Source organism: Mucilaginibacter sp. Mucisp73 (assembly GCF_059491465.1).
Window position 1 is genome coordinate 2,630,210 of record NZ_CP168507.1, and the last position, 23,222, is coordinate 2,653,431.

The window sequence follows — 23,222 nt, forward strand, 5'->3', positions numbered from 1 at the left end:
CCAAAACCTGTTACTATACCCTAATTATTTTAAATTAATTAAACTCAGGAAAGCGTATGAGGAAACATTTTTTGTGGGGCACTATGTCGATTTTTTTTCTTTCAGCAACAATTTTAAGCTGGAAATCGGATGGTGCAAACAGATCAGTGAGCGTAAGGAAAGAAAATGCAACGTTTACAACTAAAGAACTATTTGAGCAATACGTTAATAATTTATATGAGGCAGCGCGCCTTAAAGAGGCCGGTTTAGCTTTTAATGTGTTTGAAAAAGCTGTAACAGGCTATACCAATCTGAAGCTTTCGCACCAGGTACCTCAAAGCAGCGACGTGCTCACGGTGGTTGATTTTAGCAAATCAAGCCGTGAAAAGCGTATGTGGATTATAAATTTGTTGAACAAACAGTTGGTGCTCAATACATGGGTTGCACATGGATCAGGCAGCGGGCAGGAAATGGCAAGTCATTTTTCGGATGCGAACGATTCACATGAAAGCAGTCTCGGATTTTATATAACTGATAAGGTTTATAATGGTAAACATGGCCGTTCACTATACCTTGACGGTATGGATGAAGGCTTTAACGGCAATGCCCGTATGCGCAGCATTGTTGTACATGGCGCTAATTATGTTGGGCCTGCTGCTATCAATGAGCAGGGATATATCGGCAGAAGCTTTGGCTGCCCCGCGGTATCGCCAAAAGTGGTTAATAAAGTTATCAATACCATTGCCGGCAAAACCGTTTTATTTATTAACGGAAACGATGAGTCGTACTATTCAAAATACCTGGATGAAACGGGGCCGCTTAACTTAATGGCAAGCGCTGATACGTCATTCAATTTTACAAAGTTTTAAATCCAACCCAACTATAAACCAAATCATGAAGCCCGGCTTACTCAAAAGTTTGCCGGGCTCTTTTTTTATTTGGCCAAAAAGCTTTGCAGGTGTGAATAAAGCACTATATCTAAGCCATAAACATCCGGGCGGTATTGGATGGTGCCATTGTCATCTGCCCAGCAGGTTACATACGTGATGTAAATAGGCGTTTTCTTTGGCAAGCCTATATTGGTTGGGTTCGGTTTATCTTCAACCATATCTTTCGAAATGGTGTCAAGGGCGGCGCCTTCTCCAAACAGGTTTTGTGCCAGGCCAAGCGGATCACCTAATCGTACACAGCCGTGACTTACTGCACGCATAGCATGCCTGAATGCTTCTTTATTAGGTGTATCGTGAAGGTAAACACTGCTGCGGTTTTTAAACAGAAACTTTATTTTACCCAGCGAGTTGTCTTCTCCGGGGCGTTGTTTAAACTCGTATTCCAGATTGTCGGGCGTAACCTGCGACCAATCGATAGTTTCCGGATCTTCAATCTTTTTACCGTCCTTAAAAACATCTATGTTTTTATTGGAGAGGTAGTAACGGTCGTCGGCAGCCTCAACAATGATCTCTTTTGTTGCAATACTGCGGGGAATATTCCAAATAGGATTTACCTCAACGCTATGGATCAGGCTGTTCAGTATCGGCGTTTCCCGGGGAAAAGGTTTATCGGCCCTCGCTGTATCATCAAAATGTTCAAGCGTGTTTTGGTTTTTCATGTTTCGTCCCTGGCCTACACAAACTTTCATATTTAAAACCGATTTGCCATCTTCGATAACGTCGAGCCTGAAATCGGGGATATTTACAATCACATATTTGGGTTCGAAAGGTTTATTTCTCCAACGCAGCCGCTCCAGGCTCACCAATAAGTAGCGTTTGCTCTCCTCGCGGGAAAGGCCTTCTATAGTTGCACTGTCCCTGTATGCTTTTTGTAACGCTAAATATTGAGGGCTTTTGGGTTGGATACTGTCAAGGAATGCTTTAAAATCTGCCCGGTTTAAAGTGGCAAGCATCGTTGTGCTATCAGGTCGACGGGTGGCCATAAAATATCTTGAGTAGATCTTTTTAGGATTGATTACCCCGTACTGCAGCGCATTGGAGTATTTTATCAAAGCGCCCGCTGTTAACACCTCAAGCTTGGCAACAGTTTCATAGGCTTCATCAATTGTTTTTATAGCCTTTTTGTCTTTGAGTTTGGCTACAAGTGCTTTGATCTCTGCCGATGGATACACAGTTGGATCGAGGCCGTGTTCATTGATCTTATCAAGATACTCTGGTAAAGCTTCGAGATCGCCATTGTTCAAGTGGTTTATAACTAAGAGCGGCTGGTATTCGTTCTTTTTGAAAAACGATTCGATAACCAGCGGATTGGCAATCTTAGACCGGTATTTTGTGAATACTCTTTTAAAAACAGGGATGTATCCTTCAGTATCGGCCTTTTTAAAAATTTCATTTTGCGTGATCCTGAACATATCTTCAGCAATCATTTCATGCTTTTTCTTGCAGCTTTGTAATACAGCAGGCAAAACCAAACACGTGGAAAGTATAATCGGGATAAAGTGTTTCCTAAAGGGAATAGGTATCATATAGACGAAAGATAGTTAAATATTGCTTATGAATAGCAATAGCCATACCATAAACGGCCGTGCTTTTTATTTATTTTTGAACAAAGCCTATTATCTCCTTTAACCCGAATAGCCAGTTTAATTAAAATGAAAAAACTATTCCCGCTTACTTTAATCATATCATTGCCTTTCATGGCATTAGCACAAAGTTTTAAACCAGTAAATAAAGAAGCATCGCCTGAAGTAAATAAATTGCTTAGCTTCCTTTATAGTATAAAAGGCAAGCATATCTTATCAGGGCAGCAAAATTATAACAGTGATCGTGACGTTTTTTCAGACAGTGCCAAAGCAATTACAGGACAATATCCTGCCGTTTGGGGTTCTGATTTCATGCTTTGGGGAGACAAAGATCTGGGGCAGGACCTGGTAAACGAAGCTAAGCAGAAATGGCAGGATGGCTATCTGGTAACACTCATGTGGCACCAGGGGCGCCCTTTAGATAATCCGCCATATGATTGGAAGCAAAGCATCCAGGGGAAAATGACTGATGTCCAGTGGAAAGAACTGATTACTCCTAACACCGATCTGAATAAAAAATGGCTTGCCCAAATTGATGTGGTAGCCGGTTACCTGAAACAGCTAAGAGATGCCCATGTGCCTGTTTTATGGCGGCCTTACCATGAAATGAACGGCGTATGGTTTTGGTGGGGAAACAAAAAAGGCAATGACGGTATCATTAAACTTTGGAAAATGATGTATGATCGTTATACCAATTATCATCATTTAAATAACCTGATTTGGGTATGGGGGCCTAACGGTTTGCGCGACCTGCCATTAGATGAAGCGTATGACTATAAAGACTTTTATCCCGGTGCTGATTATGTGGATATTTTAGGTGCTGATATCTATCATTTCGATTATGAACAACGGGATTATAGCGATTTGCTTAAGGTTGCCAATGGCAAGATCATTGCGCTGACGGAAACCGGCGAACTGCCAAAACCCGAAATTCTGGCAGCCCAACCCGAATGGGCCTGGTTTATGGTATGGACAAGCTGGCTGTGGACTGATAATACACACGAACGGGTAAGAACCATATATGGCTTACCCCAAACGTTGAATCACGAACAGGTGAAAACAATGCTAAATAAAAACTAATGTCTACTCAAAAACTACCTGAAGTTTGGCTCCGCGGCCCGCTGGATGATGTGCCGGCCTTGCTTCAACCTGTTGCACACGCGCTTTTACAGGCAAGGGAAGAACTTAATGAATTGATGGCCGATTTTCCGGAAAAGCTGCTGTGGGAAAAGCTTGCCGGCGTGGCATCGCCGGCTTTTCATTTGCAACACCTCACCGGGGTACTCAATCGGCTTTTTACCTATGCAAAAGGTGAAGGGCTTAGTGCGGCACAACTAAATTATCTTGCAGCCGAAGGTGAACCTGGTGAATATGAAATTACCGTTGTTGATTTAATAAAAGCGTTTAATACCGAGGTTGATAACGCTATCGATAAACTCAAAGCTACCGACGAGACCATATTAACCGAATGGCGAGGAGTAGGCCGGGGGCAATTACCATCAACAGTTATCGGCTTGTATACGCATTCTGCCGAACATACCATGCGCCATCTTGGGCAGCTTTTGGTTACTGTAAAGGTGCTTAAGCAACAATAGCGGCCGCATCCTTAAGATTTTGTGAGCGATAGGTTACCCGGGCGTTTGGATGTTTATTTTCGGGATCGTATAGAAAAGTATCGATACCCAAATCGCTTGCTGCTTTTATTTCAGATTCGGGATCGTCACCAATAACGAGTACATCTTCGGGTTTGTAATCATATTTCTCCAAGATCAACGCGAAAATATCTTTCTTGGTAAGGGGCGAAAGTTCAGGGTCAACAATGTGGATGGCTTCAAAATCTGCTTCAATGTTCAGCATTTTAACTTTGCTCCATTGCAGTTTGGTAAAGCCCGTGGTAACCAAAAACTTGGTGATCTTAGTTTCGCGGATCTGTTTGTAATCATCAAAAGGCTGCATCGGCCGGTTGTACTCAATATTATTTAATAGTTCGAGCCCTTTGTTTTTAATGAGATCGCTGAATTGGTATTTGTCTGCCACCTTCTGATAGGGAACCTTCTTTAAATCCTCCTTTGCTTTATTGATATGCTCGATACCCTCGCCGGTAATATGCTGATCAAGAAAGTTGAACAGTTCATTAAACAAATGATCGGCAATGGAACTTACAGGGTATATGGTATTATCAAGATCCAATATGATGGCTTTTTTCATGATAGCAAATTAAGGTAAAACAGGCACACGTTTAGTGGTATGTATTGAACGTTTCATGATCAAATAGCCGCAGGTCACAATCAGGCAGACACCGCCAAGTAGCCACCACAAAAGCTCAAACCCTCCGTAGGCGATAACCTGGCTGCCCAAAAATGGAGCAATGATTTGTGCGCCGGCCCATGACATGCTGTATAATGCAGCATACTCACCTCGGTTGCGTACATTTGAACGGCTTATCCAAAACGTGTTCATAAATGGCATGGAAAGCATTTCACCCAAAGTTATCATGCAGACAATTAATATGGCTACCAAAGGCACATGCGGCATCAAATTAAGCAAAACAAAACCGGCCCCGGTAACCAGGATGCCCGAGATAATATAGGTTAGGGCATGGCGTTTGCCTTCAAGCCAGTTAATCAATATCATTTCAATCAAAACGATAAGTATCCCGTTTAAAGCCAGCAGGAAACCGATAAAACGCTCGTTAAAATGCCATTGTATTTTATAAAATACGGGCTGCATAATAAAAAACTGGAAAAAACAAGTTGCGAACAGGGTTGCCAATAGGATAAACAGCAGGTAAACACCATCTTTATAAGCCGATGAAACCACTTCATCAAAACCGGCCACTGCTTCTTTGATTGTTTTTGCCACTTTTGAACGAGGCATCAAAGTGAGCAATAATATACCTGCCGCGATATTGGTACAACCATCTACCCAAAAAAGTAAATGATAATTTATAGACGCCAATAATCCCCCTAAACCGCCGCCAAAGGCCCAGCCTAAGTTTGTAGCTAACCGGTTAAGCGAGTAGGAGCGTGTTTTGTTTTCTTCAGTACTGTAGTGCGCTATAGCAGTTGAGTTTGCGGGTCGGAATGATTCATTGCAAATGCTCAAAACCAATGTAAAAATAGCCATGCTGATGAAACTTGTTTGATAGCCCAGTATCAGGAACAGCAAACCGCCCGTAAGCAATGCGCCAACCTGCAAATCATAAAACCCTATCTTATTAATCAGCTTACCGCCAATAAAACCGCCGGACACTGCGCCCACACCAAAAATGGCCATGATGTATCCTGATTGCTCAATGGTAAAATGCAACTGCCTGATGGTATAAATGGTCATGAAAGGTACAACCATGGTACCGCTGCGGTTAATGAGCATTACGATGCTCAGGTACCAGCTGTTTTTTGAAAGTCCGCTATAGGCTTGTTTGTATAATTGGATAATTGAGATAAGCATGACTTTATAAAGGTAGGTTATTGAGCGGAAAGCTTAAAGCAGAAAGCCCAAAGCAAAGAAAATATGATAAATAATAAGCCGAAAGCTCAAAGCTTTTCAGTAGAACGCTTTAAGCTTTCGGCCTTTTGCTTTGAGCTAAAAAAATGCTTTCAGCTTAACTTAGCGTTTCTGTTCCTGAGCCAATGATCAGCCAATACGAGAGCAGCCATGGCTTCAACAATAGGTACGGCGCGCGGAACCACACAAGGATCGTGACGGCCTTTGCCCGATATTTCAGCAGCATTGCCCTGGCTGTCGATGGTTGCCTGGTTTTTCATGATGGTGGCTACGGGTTTAAAGGCTACCTTAAATTCGATAGGCATACCATTGCTGATGCCTCCCTGGATCCCGCCCGAGAAATTGGTAATGGTTTGTATATCACCCAGGTGCGATTTTACAAAGATATCGTTATGCTCAGACCCACGCATTTCGCTGCCTTCAAAGCCCGAGCCAAACTCAAAGCCATGAACAGCGTTGATGCTTAGCATCGCTTTGCCTAAATCGGCATGCAGTTTATCAAACACAGGGTCGCCAAGGCCAACCGGGCAGTTTTTTACATAGCAGCTGATCTTGCCGCCAACGGTATCGCCATCCTTACGTACGCTGTCAATAAATTCGATCATCTCTTCAGCAGTGGCCGGGTCGGCGCAGCGTACAATATTTTTTTCGCGCTCCTCAATAAACTCAAGCGGATCGTTAATAAATACATTTGGTGCATTGATTTTACCTACGCTGCTCACATGGGCAACAATTTCAATGCCCTGTGTTTTAAGCAACAGTTTGGCCAAAGCGCCTGCAGCAACGCGGGCTGCGGTTTCGCGGGCAGATGAGCGGCCGCCGCCGCGATGGTCACGGATACCATATTTAGTTTGATAAGTATAATCGGCATGCGACGGACGATATACATCCACATTGTGGCTGTAATCTTTTGAGCGCTGGTCTTCATTGGGGATCAGCATAGCAATAGGGGTGCCCGTAGTTTTATCTTCAAATACACCCGAAAGGATTTTTACCGTGTCGCTTTCTTTACGTTGGGTAGTGATCTTTGACTGGCCAGGCTTACGTTTATCCAGTTCGCCCTGGATATAATCAAGATCAACTTGTAAGCCGGCCGGGCATCCGTCAATAATTACGCCTATGGCTTCGCCATGTGATTCGCCAAAAGTGGTTATCCTGAATAATTGCCCGAATGAATTGCCTGCCATAGTTTTAGATATGAGATGTTAGATAGGAGACAGGAGAAAATCCTATCTGAATATCTTTAATTGGTTGTTTTATAACTGTAATTGTAAAATCCAGACTTACGAAGTTTTGAAAACTTCGTAAGTCTTAACCTCGCCTGGGATTACTTCGTACCCGGTAGTGACGCATTTTTTGTATGTTTTTTGCTTTAGGCTTTTTGCCTTCAGCTTTAAGCTTCCTTCTCTACCACTTCAAACCCTTGCTTTTCCAGGTCATTCCAGAAAGCGGGATATGATTTATCAACCACCGGACCGTTCTCAAATTCCATTTGCGGAAGAATGAGGGCCAGCGGCGCGAAGGCCATTGCCATTCTGTGGTCATGATAAGTATTGATGAAGATACTATCAGGTATAAATTTGTCGCTGCAATCAAGCGTGTAAACTTCATCTTTTTCAATCAGCTTAACACCCATTTTGCCAAGCTCTGTTTGCAGGGCCAGGATGCGGTCGGTTTCTTTGATCTTTAAAGTTTCAAGGCCGGTAAAAGATGCTTCATGATTAAGCGCGGCGCAAACAACAATTACTGTTTGTGCCAGATCGGGGCATTCTTTCAGGTCAAACTCACGGCGGGAGATAGGTTTGTTCTCTTTTTTAAGATGAACGCCACCATCCCTGAACTGCGAAGTAATACCAAAGTTAGCCATGATTTCGGTGATCACATTATCGCCCTGTAAACTGTAAGGAGTAAGGCCTGTTAAAAACAATTCGGCCTCATCTGCAAGCGCAGCAATAGCGTACCAGTAGGAAGCGGCGCTCCAATCAGGTTCAACGTGTAATGATGTTGTTGTAAATTCCTGGCTAGCAATTGCAATGACATTGTCTTGCCAGGTATGCTTGATACCGGCGGTTTCCAGCATGGCCAGTGTCATTTCAACATAAGGGCGCGAGGTTAACTCGCCTTCAATATGCAATTCCAGGCCCAAAGGCAACTGAGCTGCAATGAGTAACAATGCGGTAATGTATTGGCTACTGATATTCCCCTTTATACTGATCTTATTGGTTTGTTGCCTGAAACCTCCTTTTAATTTGATAGGAGGATAGCCATCAGTCTCTTCATAATCAATATTAGCGCCCAGCACCCGTAATGCATCAACCAGTATACCTATTGGCCGTTCCTTCATGCGTTTACTACCGGTTAAGATCACGTCATCTTCCTGTATAGCATAGTAAGCCGTCAAAAAACGCATAGCCGTACCCGCCGGACCGATGTCTACGATTTCGGATTTGCAATTTTCAATTTCGGAATTGTCAGGAGAAGCGTTTCCTGCCTGGCTCTTGGCTCTTGACTCTTGATTCTCCCTTAAAATACCTGCAAGTAAAACAGCGTCAGCAGCGTCAGATACATTTTCAACTCTTACTTTACCTTTGCTTAACGCTTCGATGATCAGGGCGCGGTTACACTCACTTTTTGAACCGGTGAGGGTAACCGTGCCGTTAATGAACTTGTTGTTTCTTTTCAGAATGATGTTATGCATCATTTAAAATATTAGGCGTGTGTAAGTTTTTCTGCTGCCTGGCCCTGAGCGGCGTCGGCGTTCATTACTTCTGTTTGCCTGCGAATAGATTCGTTGTGAACCAGTTCAAGCAATTTTTCAGTAAACTCGGCGCTTAATTTTAATGCTTTACCGTAAGTTGTACGTTTTTGAAGGATTTCATCCCAACGGCCAACTTGTAAAATAGTAATGTTATTATCTTTTTTGTACTGACCGATTTTCTCAGCAATCTGCATACGCTCAGCAATTTTCTGGATCACCAGGTCATCAATCTTGTCGATTTGGTTACGCAGCTCGGCCAGTTTATCATTTACTTCAGAATTTCTAACTTCCGCTTTACGCAAAGTTAAGTGGTCAATGATATCGGCAAGAGCAGCAGGGGTAACCTGTTGTTTAGCATCTGTCCAGGCTACGCTTGGATCGATATGTGATTCGATCATTAAGCCTTGCATATCAAGATCCAAAGCTTTTTGTGAAACATAACCGATCAGATCGCGGTTACCCGAAATATGGCTTGGGTCATTAATAAGAGGTAACTCAGGAGCCAGGGTTTTTAAGGCGATAGCAACATCCCACATTGGTTCGTTACGGAAAGCTGATTTTTCGTAAGATGAGAAACCACGGTGAATTGCAGCTAATTTGGTAATACCTGCGTTGTTGATACGCTCTAAAGCGCCAACCCATAACGAAAGATCAGGATTTACCGGGTTTTTAACCATTACAGGAACATCAACACCTTTTAAAGCATCAGCAATTTCCTGGACTGTAAAAGGGTTAGCAGTTGAACGGGCGCCTACCCAAAGGATATCAACGCCGGCTTTTAAAGCTTCTTCAACGTGTTTTGCAGTAGCAACCTCAACAGCTGTTGGCAAGCCTGTTTCTTCTTTGGCGCGTTTTAACCACTCCAAACCAATGCTGCCAATACCTTCAAACTCACCCGGGCGTGTACGTGGTTTCCAGATACCTGCACGCAAAGCTGAGATTTTACCTGTTTGGGCTAATAAATGAGCTGTGGCTACTAATTGTTCCTCTGTTTCAGCACTGCACGGGCCTGAAATAACCAAGGGTTCCTTACCTGTTTTAATCCAGGTGTTAAGCGGCTGTATGTTTAAATTTAGTTTCATCGTTTTTTTGTTTGTCCGGCGATAGCCGGGAATGTTAGTTAATAATTTAAATTATGTTAGTTTTTTGGTTTCTGCTTGTTAATGGTCTTTATTTATACATTACGCCTGATATTGATATACTTGCGGATGCTCCGTTCGGCCCGGCGAGGTTTCGGGCTCACCGCATGTTCATCATCGTGCCTTTCGTACTCGCCAAGGATATTGAAGTTATGGGTATACTTAAGGATCTGCCTTATTGAAGCGTCATATTGTTTTTGTTCCTCCCATTCTATATCTACATAAAAATTGTATTCGTTGCGCTTGCCTAAAATCGGCATCGACTGAATTTTGCTCATATTTACGCCTTCTTCGGCAAAAATATTAAGCACTTTAGCTAATGCACCAACTTTGTTACTTACCTGGAAGCACAAAGAAGCCTTGTTAGCCGGTTTCTTTTCAATATTATCATGATGGGTTAGGATCAGAAAACGGGTAAAGTTTCTTTTGTTCGATTCGATACGACGTTCCAAAACATCCAGGCCGTAAAGCTTAGCGGCTAAAGAGTTTGCAATAGCAACCGTATCTGTTAGCTGCTCATCCCTGATGCGTTTAGCACAGGCCGCGGTATCACTGCTCTCCACAATTTTAAGGTGCGGATATTCGTCAAAAAAATCAACACACTGGCGTAAGGCAATAGGGTGGGAGGTTACGTATTTAATATCCTCGAATTTTACTCCCGGTAAAGCCATCAGGTGCAGCTGGATGGGCAGGTAAATTTCACCAACTACTGGGAAGCCATAATCAAGCAGCAAGGTATAATTTGGCAGGATGCTGCCGGCGATGCTGTTTTCGATAGCCATTACCACATAATCGGCCTCACGGTTTTTTAAACTCTCAAATGTTTGTTTGAAAGAGTTGCATTCAATGGTCTCGGTGTTTTCGCCGAAGTATTTCAATGCGGCTTCTTCGTGAAAAGAGGCCCGGATACCCTGAATTGCGACTTTTGGTTGTTCTATTTTCATAAACCTGCTTAAAGCAAAAAGTCCCGGCTGGTAGGCCGGGACTTTTTAGTTTCTTTATATGTTTGTTTTGTACATATTAGTCCCGGCTCTCACTGGTAAAGTAAAAGTAGTAGCCAAAGAAGTATGCACCTGTTAATTTCATTTGTTTTTTTATTATGACGTAAATGTACGGTAAAAAAAGGGTTTGTCAATAGAAAATTTTAATTTTTGTAAAAAATAATAGATCAACCAAATTAAATTCTGTGTTAGGCACTTTGGGAGCGTTTGAAAAGAGAATTTTGGGGATAGATTATCTTTATTCCCAAATTTTCTGGAAACTTCTGAATAAGATCCATATCATGGATTAACATTTTAGGTTGTATAAATTCTCCGTTTTTGAACCTGATTTGTACGTTACCCATATTCCGGTCGCTCGTCGCTGTTCTATGAGCAAGTTCTGCTACGTCGGCTTTATTGTACTCCTTAATGTGTTTTTCGTCAATCCCGTAATAGAATATGTGGTTGCCGCGTGATATTTGCAAATACTGATTGCGGCCTTTTATCGCCACAGAGGCTATACTGCCAATAAATATCCCCAGTCCAAGAATTATTAAAAGAAGCGCTATAGGATACGAACCACCGCCAATATGAAGTGCGCTTGCACAAAATACTGAAATGGCAAATAATAGATATATTGAGAAAAAAGCTGCAAGAACAAATATTCTCGCCGGGTTAACTCTATAGATAAAGTCACTGGTTATGAAATGTGGTTGATTACCAATATTAAAGAAGTGTTTTTCAAATGAACTCAGATTGAGTGTCTGCTCAAAAAAGTCTTTTACCAGATCGCAAGCCTTATCAATGGTGGAGGCATGGTATTCATATAGATGATTGCCGTTATCAAGATAATAAACGCAGAATTTACTATTAAAGTAAAGGCCAAGCTTGAGGTAGTTCAGGTTATTATCCTGAATAACTACCGATGGCCCGGTTAACTGGATATCAGTTAATGCCCGCTCTGCGTCCCACGGGAAGTCTTTAATGACTTGGATAGTCTCATCAACATTACGAAGTTGCTCGTCAGAATATTCGCTTTTTTCGTAAGTGTTGTGCTGGAGTTTGGATATTAATTGTAACATGGTTTAGCGCGACACAAAAGTGTCACGCCAAATATAATGTTGTTATGCGGCAGTTTCGTGTTTTTTATGAGCCTCTTCCATTTCCTTATATTCACGTTGCAGCACACGCGCAGTTTGGGTACTGCCGTCATGGCTCCAGCCCGGTGGATTTAGGAAATAGCCGATTTTTGATTTAAAATCGGGGGCATTTTTTACATCATGCAGCAGGGCTTTCCATTCATGGAACAAAACGTTTACCGGTCCCATATCTTCCGGTTGTTTGGTCAGGCCATATTTAACAGGCTCGGGCAAATCTTCATCACGGAAAGTGCCGAATAGCCTATCCCAGATGATAAGCACCATTCCCATATTTTTGTCAAGATAAGGGATGTTTGAAGCATGGTGAACGCGGTGATGCGCGGGCGTTACAAAAATCCACCCATACCATTTTGGCAAGGGAATTTTGTACTGCGTATGCACCAGATTGCCATAAAGCTGGGTAATAAGGTATGCGTACAGGATATCTAAAGCGGTAAAGCCCATTAAAGCAAGCGGGAGGTAAAAGAATACCCGGTAAAGCGGTTCAAATACTGTTGACCGAAAGCCCGTGGTGAAGTTAAAATGCTCGGACGAATGATGGGTAACATGCATTGCCCAAAACATACGGCAGTAATGCCCCGTATAATGCAGTACCCAGTATAAAAAGTCCTGTACAACAACCAACACAAACCAGTACCAAAAAACATTCTGAATTTGAAAAAGCCTGTAATGCTGGTAGGTATAATCAAGTATAAAAAAGGTAAATACCTTAACGCAGAGATTAGTAATAACGGCCAGCGAAGTAAGATAAATATTGGTTAACGTATCGCGGGTTTGATAGTACTTGCGATCTTCCCAATAGCTCAGAGCCATTTCAACAAGCGTTAAAACAACCAATAAGCCCATTAAAACAAGGGCCGCCTGATTTCGCGGATCTAAATGCTGAAGCATGTTACAAGTTAATGTAATATCTTAAACTTTCACAAAGTTCGTGGGCGGTGCACACATTATCAATACTAAACTCACCTATATGTATTAACAGGGTGCAATTAATTTCGTCTCCAATGTTCTTTTTGTCCTTTTTCATATTCAACAGCAGTTCGTCAAAACTGTCTTCGTTGATGGTATACCTGGGATAAAGATCGGTCAATACCTTTACAATTTCATGAAGTTCTTCTGAAGGTAACCCTGTTTTTTTGTGGGCGAGGTATGATTCGCAGATCATGCCAATAGCTACTGCTTCACCGTGCGAAAGGCTGTCTTCGTCATGTAATAAAGAGTATGTTTCAACCGCATGCCCGATAGTATGCCCAAAGTTTAACGCCTTGCGGATACCTTTCTCATGCGGGTCCTCAATGGTGATTTCATTCTTGATTTCTACGGAACGGTGAACAAGTTCAACCGAAGGGTTTTTCAGGTCGCTGTTTTTAAGTTGGTTCCAATAACTGGCATCAACAATTAAACCATGTTTCAGCATTTCGGCCAAACCCGAAAGGATCTGGCGAGGCGGAAGGCTTTGTAAAAACTCGTGCGCTATAAACACAGCTTTAGGCATAGTAAATGTCCCGATAATATTTTTTATGCCGTCAACATCGATACCTGTTTTGCCACCCACAGAGGCATCAACCTGTGAAAGGAGGGTAGTTGGCACCTGTACAAAATCTATCCCTCTTTTATAGGTAGAAGCGGCAAAGCCACCCATGTCTGTAATAACACCGCCACCTAAGTTAATCATGAGGCTTTTACGATCGGCACCAAAGTCAATCAGCATTTTCCAAACGCCCACACAAAAATCAATGTTTTTGCTTTCCTCTCCCGACGAAATCTCTATCAGGTCGTAATTATTAAAATCTTTAAGTTTGCTGGTAAGTAAGGGCAGGCAGTGTTCGCCTGTATTTTCGTCGGTTAAAATAAAGAATTTTGAATAGTTGCCTTTTTTAACAAAATCAACTAATTTATCAAGGCTATTATCAAAATAAACCGAGTAATTATCGCTTAAAATAGTGTTCATTATTATATGACTATAATTTTATTTCCATCGAACTCAACCGTGTCACCTCTTTTTACTTTGAGGCGTTTTCTGTAGTCAACTACACCGTTGTACTTCACGAGGCCTTCAGTTACAACTATTTGCGCCTCGCCGCCGGTTTGCACTAAGTTCACAGCCTTGAGTAGCTGGATCATGGGGATAAAGTCCCCTTCTAACTTAAATTCGATCATGGGATGGCAAAAATAAACTATTCATGCAATTATGAGTTATCATTTTATAATTTTGCAGATGACCTCTTTTGAAACTAACAATAATCAAGGACGAAATACGCCCTCGTTCGAAAATACAGAAATTGCTTTTCGCCATTCATCCAATACCGATCTGAACCGGGCATACTGGCTGTTCAGGATGATCAATATTAACTTTTTGGTAAAGATAGGCCCACCGGTTACCAATTTTGCCATGAAGATAGGTTTGCCGATAAGGAATATTATCAAAGCTACCATATTTAAACACTTTTGCGGCGGTGAAACTATTGCCGAATGCGATAATACCATCAAAAATCTTTACAGCGGCAGGGTAGGTACCATTTTGGACTACTCGGTAGAAGGTGAAGAGGAAGAAACCGTATTTGATAATACCCGCGATGAGATTATCCGTACCATTGACCGCGCTGCCAAAGACAAAGCGATCCCTCTTACCGTATTTAAAGTAACGGGGGTAGGACGTTTTGGCCTCCTTGAAAAATTGGATGCCCGTATTAAATTGAACGATACCGAAGAAGAGGAGTGGAGAAGGGTACAAAACCGTGTACTGGCTATTTGTGATAAAGCGTTCAAAAACAACGTGCCTGTAATGATAGATGCTGAAGAAAGCTGGATTCAGGATACTATTGATCTTTTAGCGCTTACCATGATGACTCAATTTAACAAGCAAAAGCCGATAGTGTATAATACCTATCAAATGTACAGGCATGATAAACTGGCCTCGATGTTAAATGATCATGCCATTGCTCAAAGCGAAGGCTTTATATTGGGAGCAAAAATAGTACGCGGTGCTTACATGGAAAAAGAACGTAAACGTGCCGAAGAAAAGGGCTACCCATCGCCAATTCAGCCCGATAAAAAATCTGCTGATCTTGATTATGATTCGGCGCTTGATTATTGTACAAGTCATATCAATGAAATAGCTTTTATTGCAGGTACACATAATGAAGAAAGTTGCCGTTTGCTGGCCGAATTACTGGACAATAAAGGTATTGATCATAAACATCCGCATGTTTATTTTTCGCAATTGCTTGGCATGAGCGATAACTTAAGTTTTAACCTGGCCCATGCCGATTATAATGTAGCCAAATACGTGCCTTATGGACCGGTAAAGGCTGTACTGCCATATTTATTTCGCCGTGCACAGGAAAATACAGCTATAGCCGGGCAAATGAGCCGCGAGTTGAGTCTAATTACAAAAGAAAGAAAGCGCCGAAGCGCTTAACTTATTAAACTACCATACAAAGAGGGCATTTATTAAATTAATTGCTCTCTTTTTGCAAAGGACTGTATGGTATCTGGAGTTGTCATTAGAAAGGTTTGGATGCCCAACTTTTTTGCGGTCTCCAAATGCTGCGGACTATCGTCAATAAATAAGGTTTCTTCGGGTTTTAAATTATTTTCCTTAAGTACCTGTTCAAAAATGGCAGGCTCTGGCTTGCGCTTGCCTGTAAGGTGCGAGTAATATGTTTTTTCGAACAGGTGATCGTTTCCTTCAAAACCGAAATCGGTTTTAAGATAGTTCATGATATAATCATAATGGATAGCGTTAATATTGCTAAGCAAAAAAGTACGGTATTTGTCTTTCAGCTTTAACAGTAATTCGTGATTTCCTTCGGCAATTCCGACCAGGATACTGTTCCATGCGGCATCAATCTGATCATCCGTCAGGGAAAAGTTGTTGGTTTTTTCCCTTACGTAATCCCTGAATTGTGCCGCGGTAACTTCGCCACGATCAAATTTATCAAAAATTTCATCCTGGGTTTTGTGGCCAAAAAACGCTTCGGGGTTACTTATACCTAATTGATTCCAAGATTGTTGAACCCGGAGAAAGTCGATACTGAAAATAACGTTACCATAATCGAAGATGATATTTTTAATATTTTCCATAAAAAGAGTTTGAGATATGGCCGCAAATATGTAAAATTGCACCCGCAAACAAAAACAAAATAACCGCGCCTATAGCTCAGTCGGTTAGAGTAGAAGACTCATAATCTTTTGGTCCCTGGTTCGAGCCCAGGTGGGCGCACAAAATGTGATTTTATCACATCTAAAAACCCTCTAAGTCATTGATTTAGAGGGTTTTTTATTTTATTCGAATCCTTTTCAGTCCTTACGAATGCACGCGGTGAAACACCAATCCGGACCCCCGAAATAAGTTTTTAGTTTTGGGGCCAAGAATGATGTAAGGATCTTATTTACAGTTATTTAAGTGCTTGAAATAAAGACTAAAAAGCACTGAAAAGAACTACTAATAGTTTATTCCCGGCCCCATTCCTGGCCCCTGAAAAATGACCTTTTCGGGATGTAATTAATCATTTAATCACTTAAAAACTGTACAAAGATGAAAACATCGCAGTCATTTGGTGTGCATTTCACCATCAAAAAAGAAAGGGCAAAGGATGGCGTAACCAACGTTTACGCATCCATTACCGTTAACAAGGAACGTATCCGTTTCGCCCTGAAACATCAGGTCAAGGTCGACAATTGGGATGCCGGCCGCGGCGGTCTGAAGATCAAGGTCGCAGAAGCTAAAGAGACCAATGCTTACCTGGAGCAGGTCAAATTCACGATCACCACCTATTACCAGCAATTACAGATCGCGGGAAAAGAGGTCACTGCGCAATTGCTCAAATCCATGTTCCTTGGAGAAGAGACCGAGGAAACTTGTTCGCTGAGCAAACTGATGGATTACCACTATGAGACCGCCTCTGCCGCCCTGACATGGAGTACGCTGAAACATTACGCGGTAACCCGCCGGTATTTAGAAAAGTTCCTGAAAGATAAGAGGAATACGACGGACGTGAAGATCAATGAGATCGACTATAAGTTCATCATTGATTTTGAGACCTATCTCCGCAATTACAAACCGAAAGACCATCAGAAACCATTAAATAATAATGGTGTGATGAAACACCTGATCCGGTTGCGTAAAATGACGACCCTGGCGCTGAAACTAACCTGGATATCACGTGATCCTTTTAAGAATTACAAGTTCCGCTATAAGAAGGTCGAGACCGCTTTCCTGACAAATGCAGAACTAACGGCCATTAATGATCATGAGTTCGGTGCGGATAGCCTTAACATGATCAAGGACTTCTTTTTCTTCTCCTGCTATACAGGCCTTTCGTTCATTGACCTGATGAATCTCAGAGAGAACAATGTGGTGACTGGTGAAGATGGTGACAAATGGTTGAAACTGTTCCGTCAAAAAAGTAACGAACCTACCAACATTCCTATACTTGGACCAGCCCGGGCTATCATGGAGAAATACAAGGATAATCCCCGCTCAATTGCCTGTGGAACGGTATTTCCGACCATGAGCAATCAAAAAGTGAATAGTTATCTGAAAGAGATCGCCAAGATGGTCGGGGTTAAAAAGACGTTAACTTTTGGGGTAGCGAGGCACACTTTTGCCACTACCATCACTCTTTCAAATAATGTCCCAATAGAGACGGTCAGCAAAATGATGGGCCATACGAAGATCGCCACTACCCAGATCTACGCACGCGTCCTTCTTAAAAAGATCAGCGATGATATGGGACAGCTCAAAAGGATCATTGAGAATAATAAGGTAAATGTTGAACAGAAATAATTAAAGATCGAAACTATGGCAACTCCAGATAAATTGATAGAATTATTGACCGGCAAAGTTTTCAAAGTTCGTAACCAAACGGTAGTGTTTGATTTCGATGCTGCCGCATTATATGAGGTGAACATTGCAGTTCTCCATAAAACGGTGACCAAACATTCAAAGCGTTTTCCATCTGATTTCATGTTCTGGCTTACCTCTGATGAGTGGAAAGAAATCGCTGAGCAAATTTCGCCTGGTCTGTCAAACACCAAACTGTTACCACCATTGGCTTTCACCAATGGCGGGCTGTTTATGCTGTCCAGTGTGTTAAAAGGGCCGCGGGCCGCCCAGGTCAGTGTGCTGATCATTGAGTCGTTATTTTCTTATAAAAAGATAATTGATCGCAACAGATAAATGTAAGCCGGATCAAATCAAACTGTAAATGTTGATTGATGATCCCGGCGGCAACCTGAACTATATTAAAAAAAAAGAATAAATCATAAAAGTTCGCAAAATGTGAACTTTTATTTAAATTTGTATAAAGATGAAAATTCATCTGATTAAAAAACAAACCTTACTGGATTATACATACCAGTATCCGGGTAGCAGAGTGCCGCTTGGAGACTGGACAGAGAAGCTAAAATTTGCGGATTGGAAACAGCCGGGTGATATCAAATATACCTTTAATACGGCAGACCTTTTGGGAAAAGGCAGCAACAGAGTTGTATTTGATATTGGCGGCAATAATTACAGGATGATCTGTAAATATGTTTTTGGAACAGTGCAGGTTCATCTATTTGTTTGTTGGATCGGCACCCATGCAGCTTATGATAAAGTCTGCAAACAAGGCTTACAGTACACCATTAATTTATATTGAAATGGAAGCGACAAAACTGAAATACACGATTATTAAAAACAGGGATCAATATGATAAATATTGTAAGAACCTGGAAGAGTTATTGGCTTCAGCAATTGATGAATCTGTCCAGGATGAGATCGACCTGATTACATTATTGATCGAAACCTACGATGAAGCGCATAATACATTTGCCGAACTGGATCCAATTGCCTTGCTGCGGTCATTTATGGCAGAACATCATTTAAAACCACAGCAACTGGTTGAAATATTAGGCGTAGGTAAAGGGTACGTTTCTGATATTTTAAATTATAAAAAGGGCTTATCAAAAGAAGTGATCCGGAAACTGGCTGCTCACTTTAAAGTCAGGCAGGAAGCTTTCAACCGGCCTTATAAATTAAAAATAGCGGTTGCTCAATCGGAGTTAAATTCAGGAATTATCAATCAGTCAGCGACACAAAACACAGCAAGACATTAATAAATTTCATGATGGGAACAGCAAATAAAAACCTCACTTCATTTTCGGAGTACTTGGATCAGCAATATGGCCCCCAAGGCTCGCCGGAACGCCAGGAGTACGAACGCGGTTTTGAGTTATTTAAAATTGGCGTAATGGTCTGCCAGGCACGCGAGGATCAGGGAATGACCGAACAACAGCTGGCCGACAAGTGCGGCACTACCAAAGCCCAGATAAAAAAGATAGAATATGAAGCGGAGAACGTTAAAATTTCAGTCCTCCGAAATGTAATCGAAAAAGGCTTGGGCGGCCGTTTGGAGCTATCTTTTCAATTGTGAATTCTTAGAGGCCGCAAAACGCGGTCTCCAATGGCTAGAATACTAGCATCATAGCGATCAATCATTATAGTTTGATAGCAATTTAACCTATGTCGTAAAATCCGAATCACCGATTCGGATTTTTTGTTTTTCAGTCTATTTGAGTTTATATCGTTCCTTATCTACCTAAAAATAACGCCACCCTTTCAAAAGTTGTCATTTTCTGATTTTTCCGCTTCCGAATTTTGAAGTCCTTAAAAATCAAGTTATGGACAAATCAACTGAACAACGATCAAGAATGGGAATGGTTCCGACACGGAACCAGATATTGACCCTCGGAGACCTGGAGGATTTTAAAAACGACGTCCTTCAGGAAGTAAAACGCATTATGAAAGAATGTGTTAGTGGCGCGCCCGGCAAGAAGTGGTTGAAATCTGCCGAGGTTAAAAAGTTGCTGGGTATTTCACACGGCTTCCTGCAATCATTGCGTGACAGCGGAGTATTGCCCTTCACAAAAATAGGCGGCTCTATCTATTATGATTACGAAGACATCACTTTTATGATGTCAGCCAACAAGAGCGCCTGATGTTTCACGGCCGGGCCTGTATTTATGGCCCGGCATTTCCTATATCCTATGTTATTTCAAACGCCCAAACGTAAAGCCAAACGGGTGCCTGCCGGGTGCAGGAAACCCGAACCCATACTGCAAAAAGGGTTTGGCACCGAAATTCCACCGCAAAAAGTCCTGGTTGATATTTATTTTGATCAGAAAGGGCTTGCCGCTCAGGCAGGCGCATTTTATAACCATTACGATAAAGCGAATTGGAGCAGCCCTAAAGGTACGCCTTACCGTAACTGGAAATTGCTGGCCGGCGAATGGATCTTCAATTATGAACAGGAACAAAAGCTCAGAAAACGGCAGCGGGAAAACGCCCTGCTATCATCCCAGTAAACTATAAAATAGCAAACTATCATGGCAAAAATTATCACCATAGCCCACCAAAAAGGTGGCGTAGGTAAAAGTACCTTAGCGATCAACCTGGCTTTATGTTTCCAGGATCAATTATCAGTAGCCCTTGTAGATACCGATCTTCAGGGAAGCTTATATCATATCCGGGAGGATTTTCCTGACCTGGCTATCGTCGGAGTCGATAGATTACAGGATATCCATCAGCTGGCGTATGACCTGATCATAATCGATACGCCGCCTTATCTCTCCAATCGCTTACCAGAATTATTCCAATACTCTGATTTTATTTTGGTGCCGACCAAGGCCGGGTTCTTCGATGTGATGGCCATCCGTTCTACGCTGGCACTGATCAAAGAGGCACAGCATAAAGCGCCCCATCTTAAAGCCGGCATTGTCCTCAATATGGTCAAGCCGCGATCAGGCATCACCCAGGATGTGGCAAACCTGCTGCAAAGTATGGGTATGCCTTTGCTGAAAACAAGGATACATGACCGGGTAAGCATCGCCCGCTCGTCGATAACCGGTGGTATTTTAAATGGCGCAGACAGGCGGGCAAAAGAAGAGATCATGGCATTGACGGAGGAAGTCGTTGAGCACATCAGCACTGAAATAGCAAGCTAGCTTTTTATTTAGCTAATAAGCTAGCAAAATCGCAAACTATGATCGTAGCAGCTTAGCAAGCTAAGATCATAGCAAGTTATTAAACCAGCTGCATTTGATAGGAAACTATCAAGCCAGCAAAATGCCGGTAATTGCTAACAAACTATCATGATAGCAAATGGAAAATTATAAAAATAAACTCGGCAATCTGGCCGACAAACTTAAACAGGAAAGGCCTGCCACCCCTATCCAGGAGGTGATACCGGTCAAGCCGGCAATGGTTAAACACGAGCCTGAAGTACAGTTCAACAACCGGATACCCAAGGGCCTCTTAAAGCGGCTTAAAACATTCGGACTGGAGTATGATGAATCTCTTAAAGACATCAATATCCAGGCGCTTGAATTTTATCTCAGCCATAAGGCGAAGCCGGAAGAAACAACAAAAAATGCCGATTAAAACACTGATAGCAGGATAAGACCGCCCGCTTCGCAGCGATCAGCAAGATGTACAATTGTGTCACAATTGAATCTTGCCCCGCCCTCCGGAGTCGGCCGCGGTCCAGGCAAAATCCTCCGAAGTCGGATTTTGAATGAAGAGAACAATGGCTAAACAAGAAGACAAACGGATACAATGGAAGAATCTCCGCTTTAAACCGGAGGAATATCAATTGCTCGAAAAGCGGTTCAAAAAGACCACTTTCCGCAAGCTTAGTGAATACATGCGCAGCGTGCTTCTGGAGAAACCCGTTACGGTCAATTACCGGGATAATGCTATGGACGATGTACTGGAAGAAATGATCCTGCTTCGGCAGGAATTGAATGCTATCGGTAACAACCTGAACCAGGCAATGCGCAGCATTAACAGTGCTCATGGAAATGCTGACACCCGGCTTTGGATGAATTTGCTGGGTGTGATCAACACCAAACTGGAACCTTCCATCAGCCAGATCAAAGATCGAATGAACCAATACGCGGATATATGGTCGCAAAAATTAAAAGCGGTAAAAGCCTGATCGGTGCGCTCAACTATAATGAGAATAAAGTGAAACAGGGCAAAGCAACTTTGATCGCAGCTGTCAAATACTTTAAAGACGCGAAAGACCTGTCTTTTAATGATAAGCTATTCAGGCTGACGGATCTCGCTTCGATGAATCAGCGGGCTAAAACCAACACAGTCCATATCTCGCTGAATTTTCCAAATGGGGAAAACCTCGCTGATGAAAAGTTAAATGAGATTGTTAAGGACTATCTGACCGGCGTTGGCTTTGGGACGCAACCTTATTTGGTCTATCGTCACGAAGATGCCGGACATCCCCATATTCATATAGTTACTACCAACATTAAACGGGATGGCGAACGCATCAGTCTGCACTACCTGGGGCAGAACGAATCGGAGAAAACACGTAAGGCAATTGAGATCAAATATGGCCTGGTTAAAGCTGATGAGCAAACCAAACAAAAACCTAACCTGAAAGCCGACGTTTCAGCCGTCGAATATGGTAAGGCTGAAACCAGGCGCGCGATCACCAACATCCTGGGATATGTGTTAAGAACCTACAAATTCACCAGTGTTCCGGAACTCAATGCCGTCCTCGGACAATATAATATTCAGGCTGACCGGGGTTCTAAAGATTCCCGCATGTATGCCCGCGGAGGATTGGTTTACTGGATTTTGGACAAGCATGGCAACAAAGCCGGTGTACCCGTCAAGGCCAGTGTGATCTATGGTAAACCAACATTAAAAACACTGGAGGAGAAATTCAAACTTAACGTGGCTTTGCGCAAGCCTTTTAAAGATGGGCTGATCAAGGTATTGGAGGGCATATTAATAAAGCCGTTAACAAGGCGTGATTTCCAAAATGCGTTGCGGGAAAAGGGAGTTCATTGCATTCTCCGCCAAAACGATGAAGGCCGGATTTACGGGGTAACCTTTATCGATCAAAAGAACAAAGCGGTATTCAACGGTAGCGACTTAGGCAAAGCTTATAGCGCCAATCAGCTTAGCGCGCAATTACTGCCGGAACCAATAAAAAAGGCTACAGGCCAATATCAAAACAATTCAGGTCGCGATACCTCCGGTCAGGTGTCAAATGCGAGCGACGAAATACTTGATATTTTATTCGCTGCCGAGCGCGAAGACCTTGCCGCACTTAACAAATTCAAAAAGAAAAAACGTAGAGGACTAAATCTATAATA

Annotated in this window: 27 protein-coding genes and 1 tRNA gene; 16 read left to right on the top strand and 12 right to left on the bottom strand. The window is 42.3% G+C overall.

Translation table 11 applies throughout. From position 1 onward, the window contains the following. Positions 1-56 precede the first annotated feature (56 nt). Positions 57-848, top strand: a complete 792-nt coding sequence (locus ACEN82_RS11065) for a murein L,D-transpeptidase catalytic domain family protein (protein ID WP_413320497.1) — start codon at positions 57-59, stop codon at positions 846-848. A gap of 65 nt (positions 849-913) precedes the next feature. On the opposite strand, the gene ACEN82_RS11070 is transcribed toward ACEN82_RS11065, so the two are convergent. Beyond that, the gene (locus ACEN82_RS11070; protein WP_413320499.1) at positions 914-2,356 is read right to left on the bottom strand and encodes a L,D-transpeptidase scaffold domain-containing protein; all 1,443 of its coding nucleotides are present in this window, start codon (positions 2,354-2,356) and stop codon (positions 914-916) included. Positions 2,357-2,581: 225 nt separating this feature from the next. Between ACEN82_RS11070 and ACEN82_RS11075 the strand changes: the two genes are divergently transcribed. Together ACEN82_RS11075 and ACEN82_RS11080 are read left to right on the top strand one after the other, a co-directional pair. Beyond that, a complete protein-coding gene (locus ACEN82_RS11075; protein WP_413320501.1) occupies positions 2,582-3,592 on the top strand; it encodes a glycosyl hydrolase in 1,011 nt (336 codons plus the stop codon). Beyond that, the gene (locus tag ACEN82_RS11080; protein ID WP_090525838.1) at positions 3,592-4,107 is read left to right on the top strand and encodes a DinB family protein; all 516 of its coding nucleotides are present in this window, start codon (positions 3,592-3,594) and stop codon (positions 4,105-4,107) included. Before ACEN82_RS11075 ends, ACEN82_RS11080 begins: the two co-directional genes overlap by 1 nt. Here the strand turns inward: ACEN82_RS11080 and ACEN82_RS11085 are convergent. The 10 genes from ACEN82_RS11085 to ACEN82_RS11130 form a co-directional block, all read right to left on the bottom strand. Then, positions 4,094-4,720: an HAD family hydrolase gene (locus ACEN82_RS11085; protein WP_090525837.1), complete on the bottom strand. Its 627-nt coding sequence runs from the start codon at positions 4,718-4,720 to the stop codon at positions 4,094-4,096. The two genes, ACEN82_RS11080 and ACEN82_RS11085, sit on opposite strands and share 14 nt — an antisense overlap. Positions 4,721-4,729: 9 nt before the next feature. Further along, positions 4,730-5,962 (bottom strand): MFS transporter, encoded by a 1,233-nt coding sequence (locus ACEN82_RS11090; protein WP_413320504.1) that lies wholly within the window; start codon positions 5,960-5,962, stop codon positions 4,730-4,732. 149 nt (positions 5,963-6,111) lie between these two features. Next, entirely contained in the window at positions 6,112-7,206 is a 1,095-nt protein-coding gene (gene aroC / locus ACEN82_RS11095; RefSeq protein WP_413320506.1) for a chorismate synthase, read from the bottom strand. Positions 7,207-7,412: 206 nt separating this feature from the next. Then, the gene (gene aroA, locus ACEN82_RS11100) at positions 7,413-8,720 is read right to left on the bottom strand and encodes a 3-phosphoshikimate 1-carboxyvinyltransferase (RefSeq protein WP_413320508.1); all 1,308 of its coding nucleotides are present in this window, start codon (positions 8,718-8,720) and stop codon (positions 7,413-7,415) included. Between the two features lie 8 nt (positions 8,721-8,728). After that, positions 8,729-9,859, bottom strand: a complete 1,131-nt coding sequence (locus ACEN82_RS11105; RefSeq protein ID WP_090525833.1) for a chorismate mutase — start codon at positions 9,857-9,859, stop codon at positions 8,729-8,731. Between the two features lie 92 nt (positions 9,860-9,951). After that, on the bottom strand, positions 9,952-10,860 hold the full coding sequence (locus tag ACEN82_RS11110) for a prephenate dehydratase (RefSeq protein ID WP_090525832.1): 909 nt from the start codon (positions 10,858-10,860) through the stop codon (positions 9,952-9,954). A 245-nt stretch (positions 10,861-11,105) separates the two neighbouring features. Further along, positions 11,106-11,978: a PH domain-containing protein gene (locus ACEN82_RS11115; RefSeq protein WP_413320511.1), complete on the bottom strand. Its 873-nt coding sequence runs from the start codon at positions 11,976-11,978 to the stop codon at positions 11,106-11,108. A gap of 42 nt (positions 11,979-12,020) precedes the next feature. After that, a complete protein-coding gene (locus ACEN82_RS11120; protein WP_413320513.1) occupies positions 12,021-12,947 on the bottom strand; it encodes a sterol desaturase family protein in 927 nt (308 codons plus the stop codon). 1 nt (position 12,948) lies between these two features. After that, positions 12,949-14,007 carry a 3-dehydroquinate synthase gene (gene aroB / locus ACEN82_RS11125; protein ID WP_413320515.1) on the bottom strand — a complete coding sequence of 353 codons (1,059 nt, stop codon included), beginning with the start codon at positions 14,005-14,007 and terminating at the stop codon, positions 12,949-12,951. 2 nt (positions 14,008-14,009) lie between these two features. Beyond that, on the bottom strand, positions 14,010-14,216 hold the full coding sequence (locus ACEN82_RS11130; RefSeq protein ID WP_413320517.1) for an RNA-binding S4 domain-containing protein: 207 nt from the start codon (positions 14,214-14,216) through the stop codon (positions 14,010-14,012). A gap of 58 nt (positions 14,217-14,274) precedes the next feature. Here ACEN82_RS11130 and ACEN82_RS11135 point away from each other — a divergent pair, with 58 nt between their 5' ends. Beyond that, positions 14,275-15,477 (top strand): proline dehydrogenase family protein, encoded by a 1,203-nt coding sequence (locus tag ACEN82_RS11135; protein WP_413320519.1) that lies wholly within the window; start codon positions 14,275-14,277, stop codon positions 15,475-15,477. 32 nt (positions 15,478-15,509) lie between these two features. Here ACEN82_RS11135 and ACEN82_RS11140 read toward each other — a convergent pair whose 3' ends face one another. Then, a complete protein-coding gene (locus ACEN82_RS11140) occupies positions 15,510-16,142 on the bottom strand; it encodes an HAD family hydrolase (protein ID WP_413320521.1) in 633 nt (210 codons plus the stop codon). Between the two features lie 65 nt (positions 16,143-16,207). Here ACEN82_RS11140 and ACEN82_RS11145 point away from each other — a divergent pair. The 12 genes from ACEN82_RS11145 (at position 16,208) to ACEN82_RS11200 (ending at position 23,220) form a co-directional block, all read left to right on the top strand. After that, a tRNA-Ile gene (locus ACEN82_RS11145) sits at positions 16,208-16,281 on the top strand. 315 nt (positions 16,282-16,596) lie between these two features. After that, positions 16,597-17,847, top strand: a complete 1,251-nt coding sequence (locus tag ACEN82_RS11150) for a site-specific integrase (protein ID WP_413320523.1) — start codon at positions 16,597-16,599, stop codon at positions 17,845-17,847. Positions 17,848-17,862: 15 nt separating this feature from the next. Continuing rightward, positions 17,863-18,240, top strand: a complete 378-nt coding sequence (locus ACEN82_RS11155; protein ID WP_413320525.1) for an ORF6N domain-containing protein — start codon at positions 17,863-17,865, stop codon at positions 18,238-18,240. A gap of 130 nt (positions 18,241-18,370) precedes the next feature. Next, positions 18,371-18,703: a type II toxin-antitoxin system HigB family toxin gene (locus ACEN82_RS11160; RefSeq protein ID WP_413320527.1), complete on the top strand. Its 333-nt coding sequence runs from the start codon at positions 18,371-18,373 to the stop codon at positions 18,701-18,703. A gap of 1 nt (position 18,704) precedes the next feature. After that, positions 18,705-19,160 carry a helix-turn-helix domain-containing protein gene (locus tag ACEN82_RS11165; protein ID WP_413320529.1) on the top strand — a complete coding sequence of 152 codons (456 nt, stop codon included), beginning with the start codon at positions 18,705-18,707 and terminating at the stop codon, positions 19,158-19,160. A gap of 8 nt (positions 19,161-19,168) precedes the next feature. Continuing rightward, positions 19,169-19,477, top strand: coding sequence for a helix-turn-helix domain-containing protein (locus ACEN82_RS11170; RefSeq protein ID WP_413320531.1), 309 nt, complete (start codon positions 19,169-19,171; stop codon positions 19,475-19,477). A 247-nt stretch (positions 19,478-19,724) separates the two neighbouring features. After that, on the top strand, positions 19,725-20,042 hold the full coding sequence (locus ACEN82_RS11175; RefSeq protein WP_413320533.1) for a helix-turn-helix domain-containing protein: 318 nt from the start codon (positions 19,725-19,727) through the stop codon (positions 20,040-20,042). A 48-nt stretch (positions 20,043-20,090) separates the two neighbouring features. Further along, the gene (locus tag ACEN82_RS11180; RefSeq protein ID WP_413320535.1) at positions 20,091-20,408 is read left to right on the top strand and encodes a hypothetical protein; all 318 of its coding nucleotides are present in this window, start codon (positions 20,091-20,093) and stop codon (positions 20,406-20,408) included. Positions 20,409-20,429: 21 nt separating this feature from the next. Next, on the top strand, positions 20,430-21,047 hold the full coding sequence (locus ACEN82_RS11185) for a nucleotide-binding protein (protein WP_413320537.1): 618 nt from the start codon (positions 20,430-20,432) through the stop codon (positions 21,045-21,047). A gap of 157 nt (positions 21,048-21,204) precedes the next feature. Next, positions 21,205-21,483: a hypothetical protein gene (locus ACEN82_RS11190; RefSeq protein WP_413320539.1), complete on the top strand. Its 279-nt coding sequence runs from the start codon at positions 21,205-21,207 to the stop codon at positions 21,481-21,483. 145 nt (positions 21,484-21,628) lie between these two features. Further along, a complete protein-coding gene (locus ACEN82_RS11195) occupies positions 21,629-22,039 on the top strand; it encodes a plasmid mobilization protein (protein WP_413320541.1) in 411 nt (136 codons plus the stop codon). Then, positions 22,006-23,220, top strand: a complete 1,215-nt coding sequence (locus ACEN82_RS11200; protein ID WP_413320543.1) for a relaxase/mobilization nuclease domain-containing protein — start codon at positions 22,006-22,008, stop codon at positions 23,218-23,220. Before ACEN82_RS11195 ends, ACEN82_RS11200 begins: the two co-directional genes overlap by 34 nt. Positions 23,221-23,222: the final 2 nt, after the last annotated feature.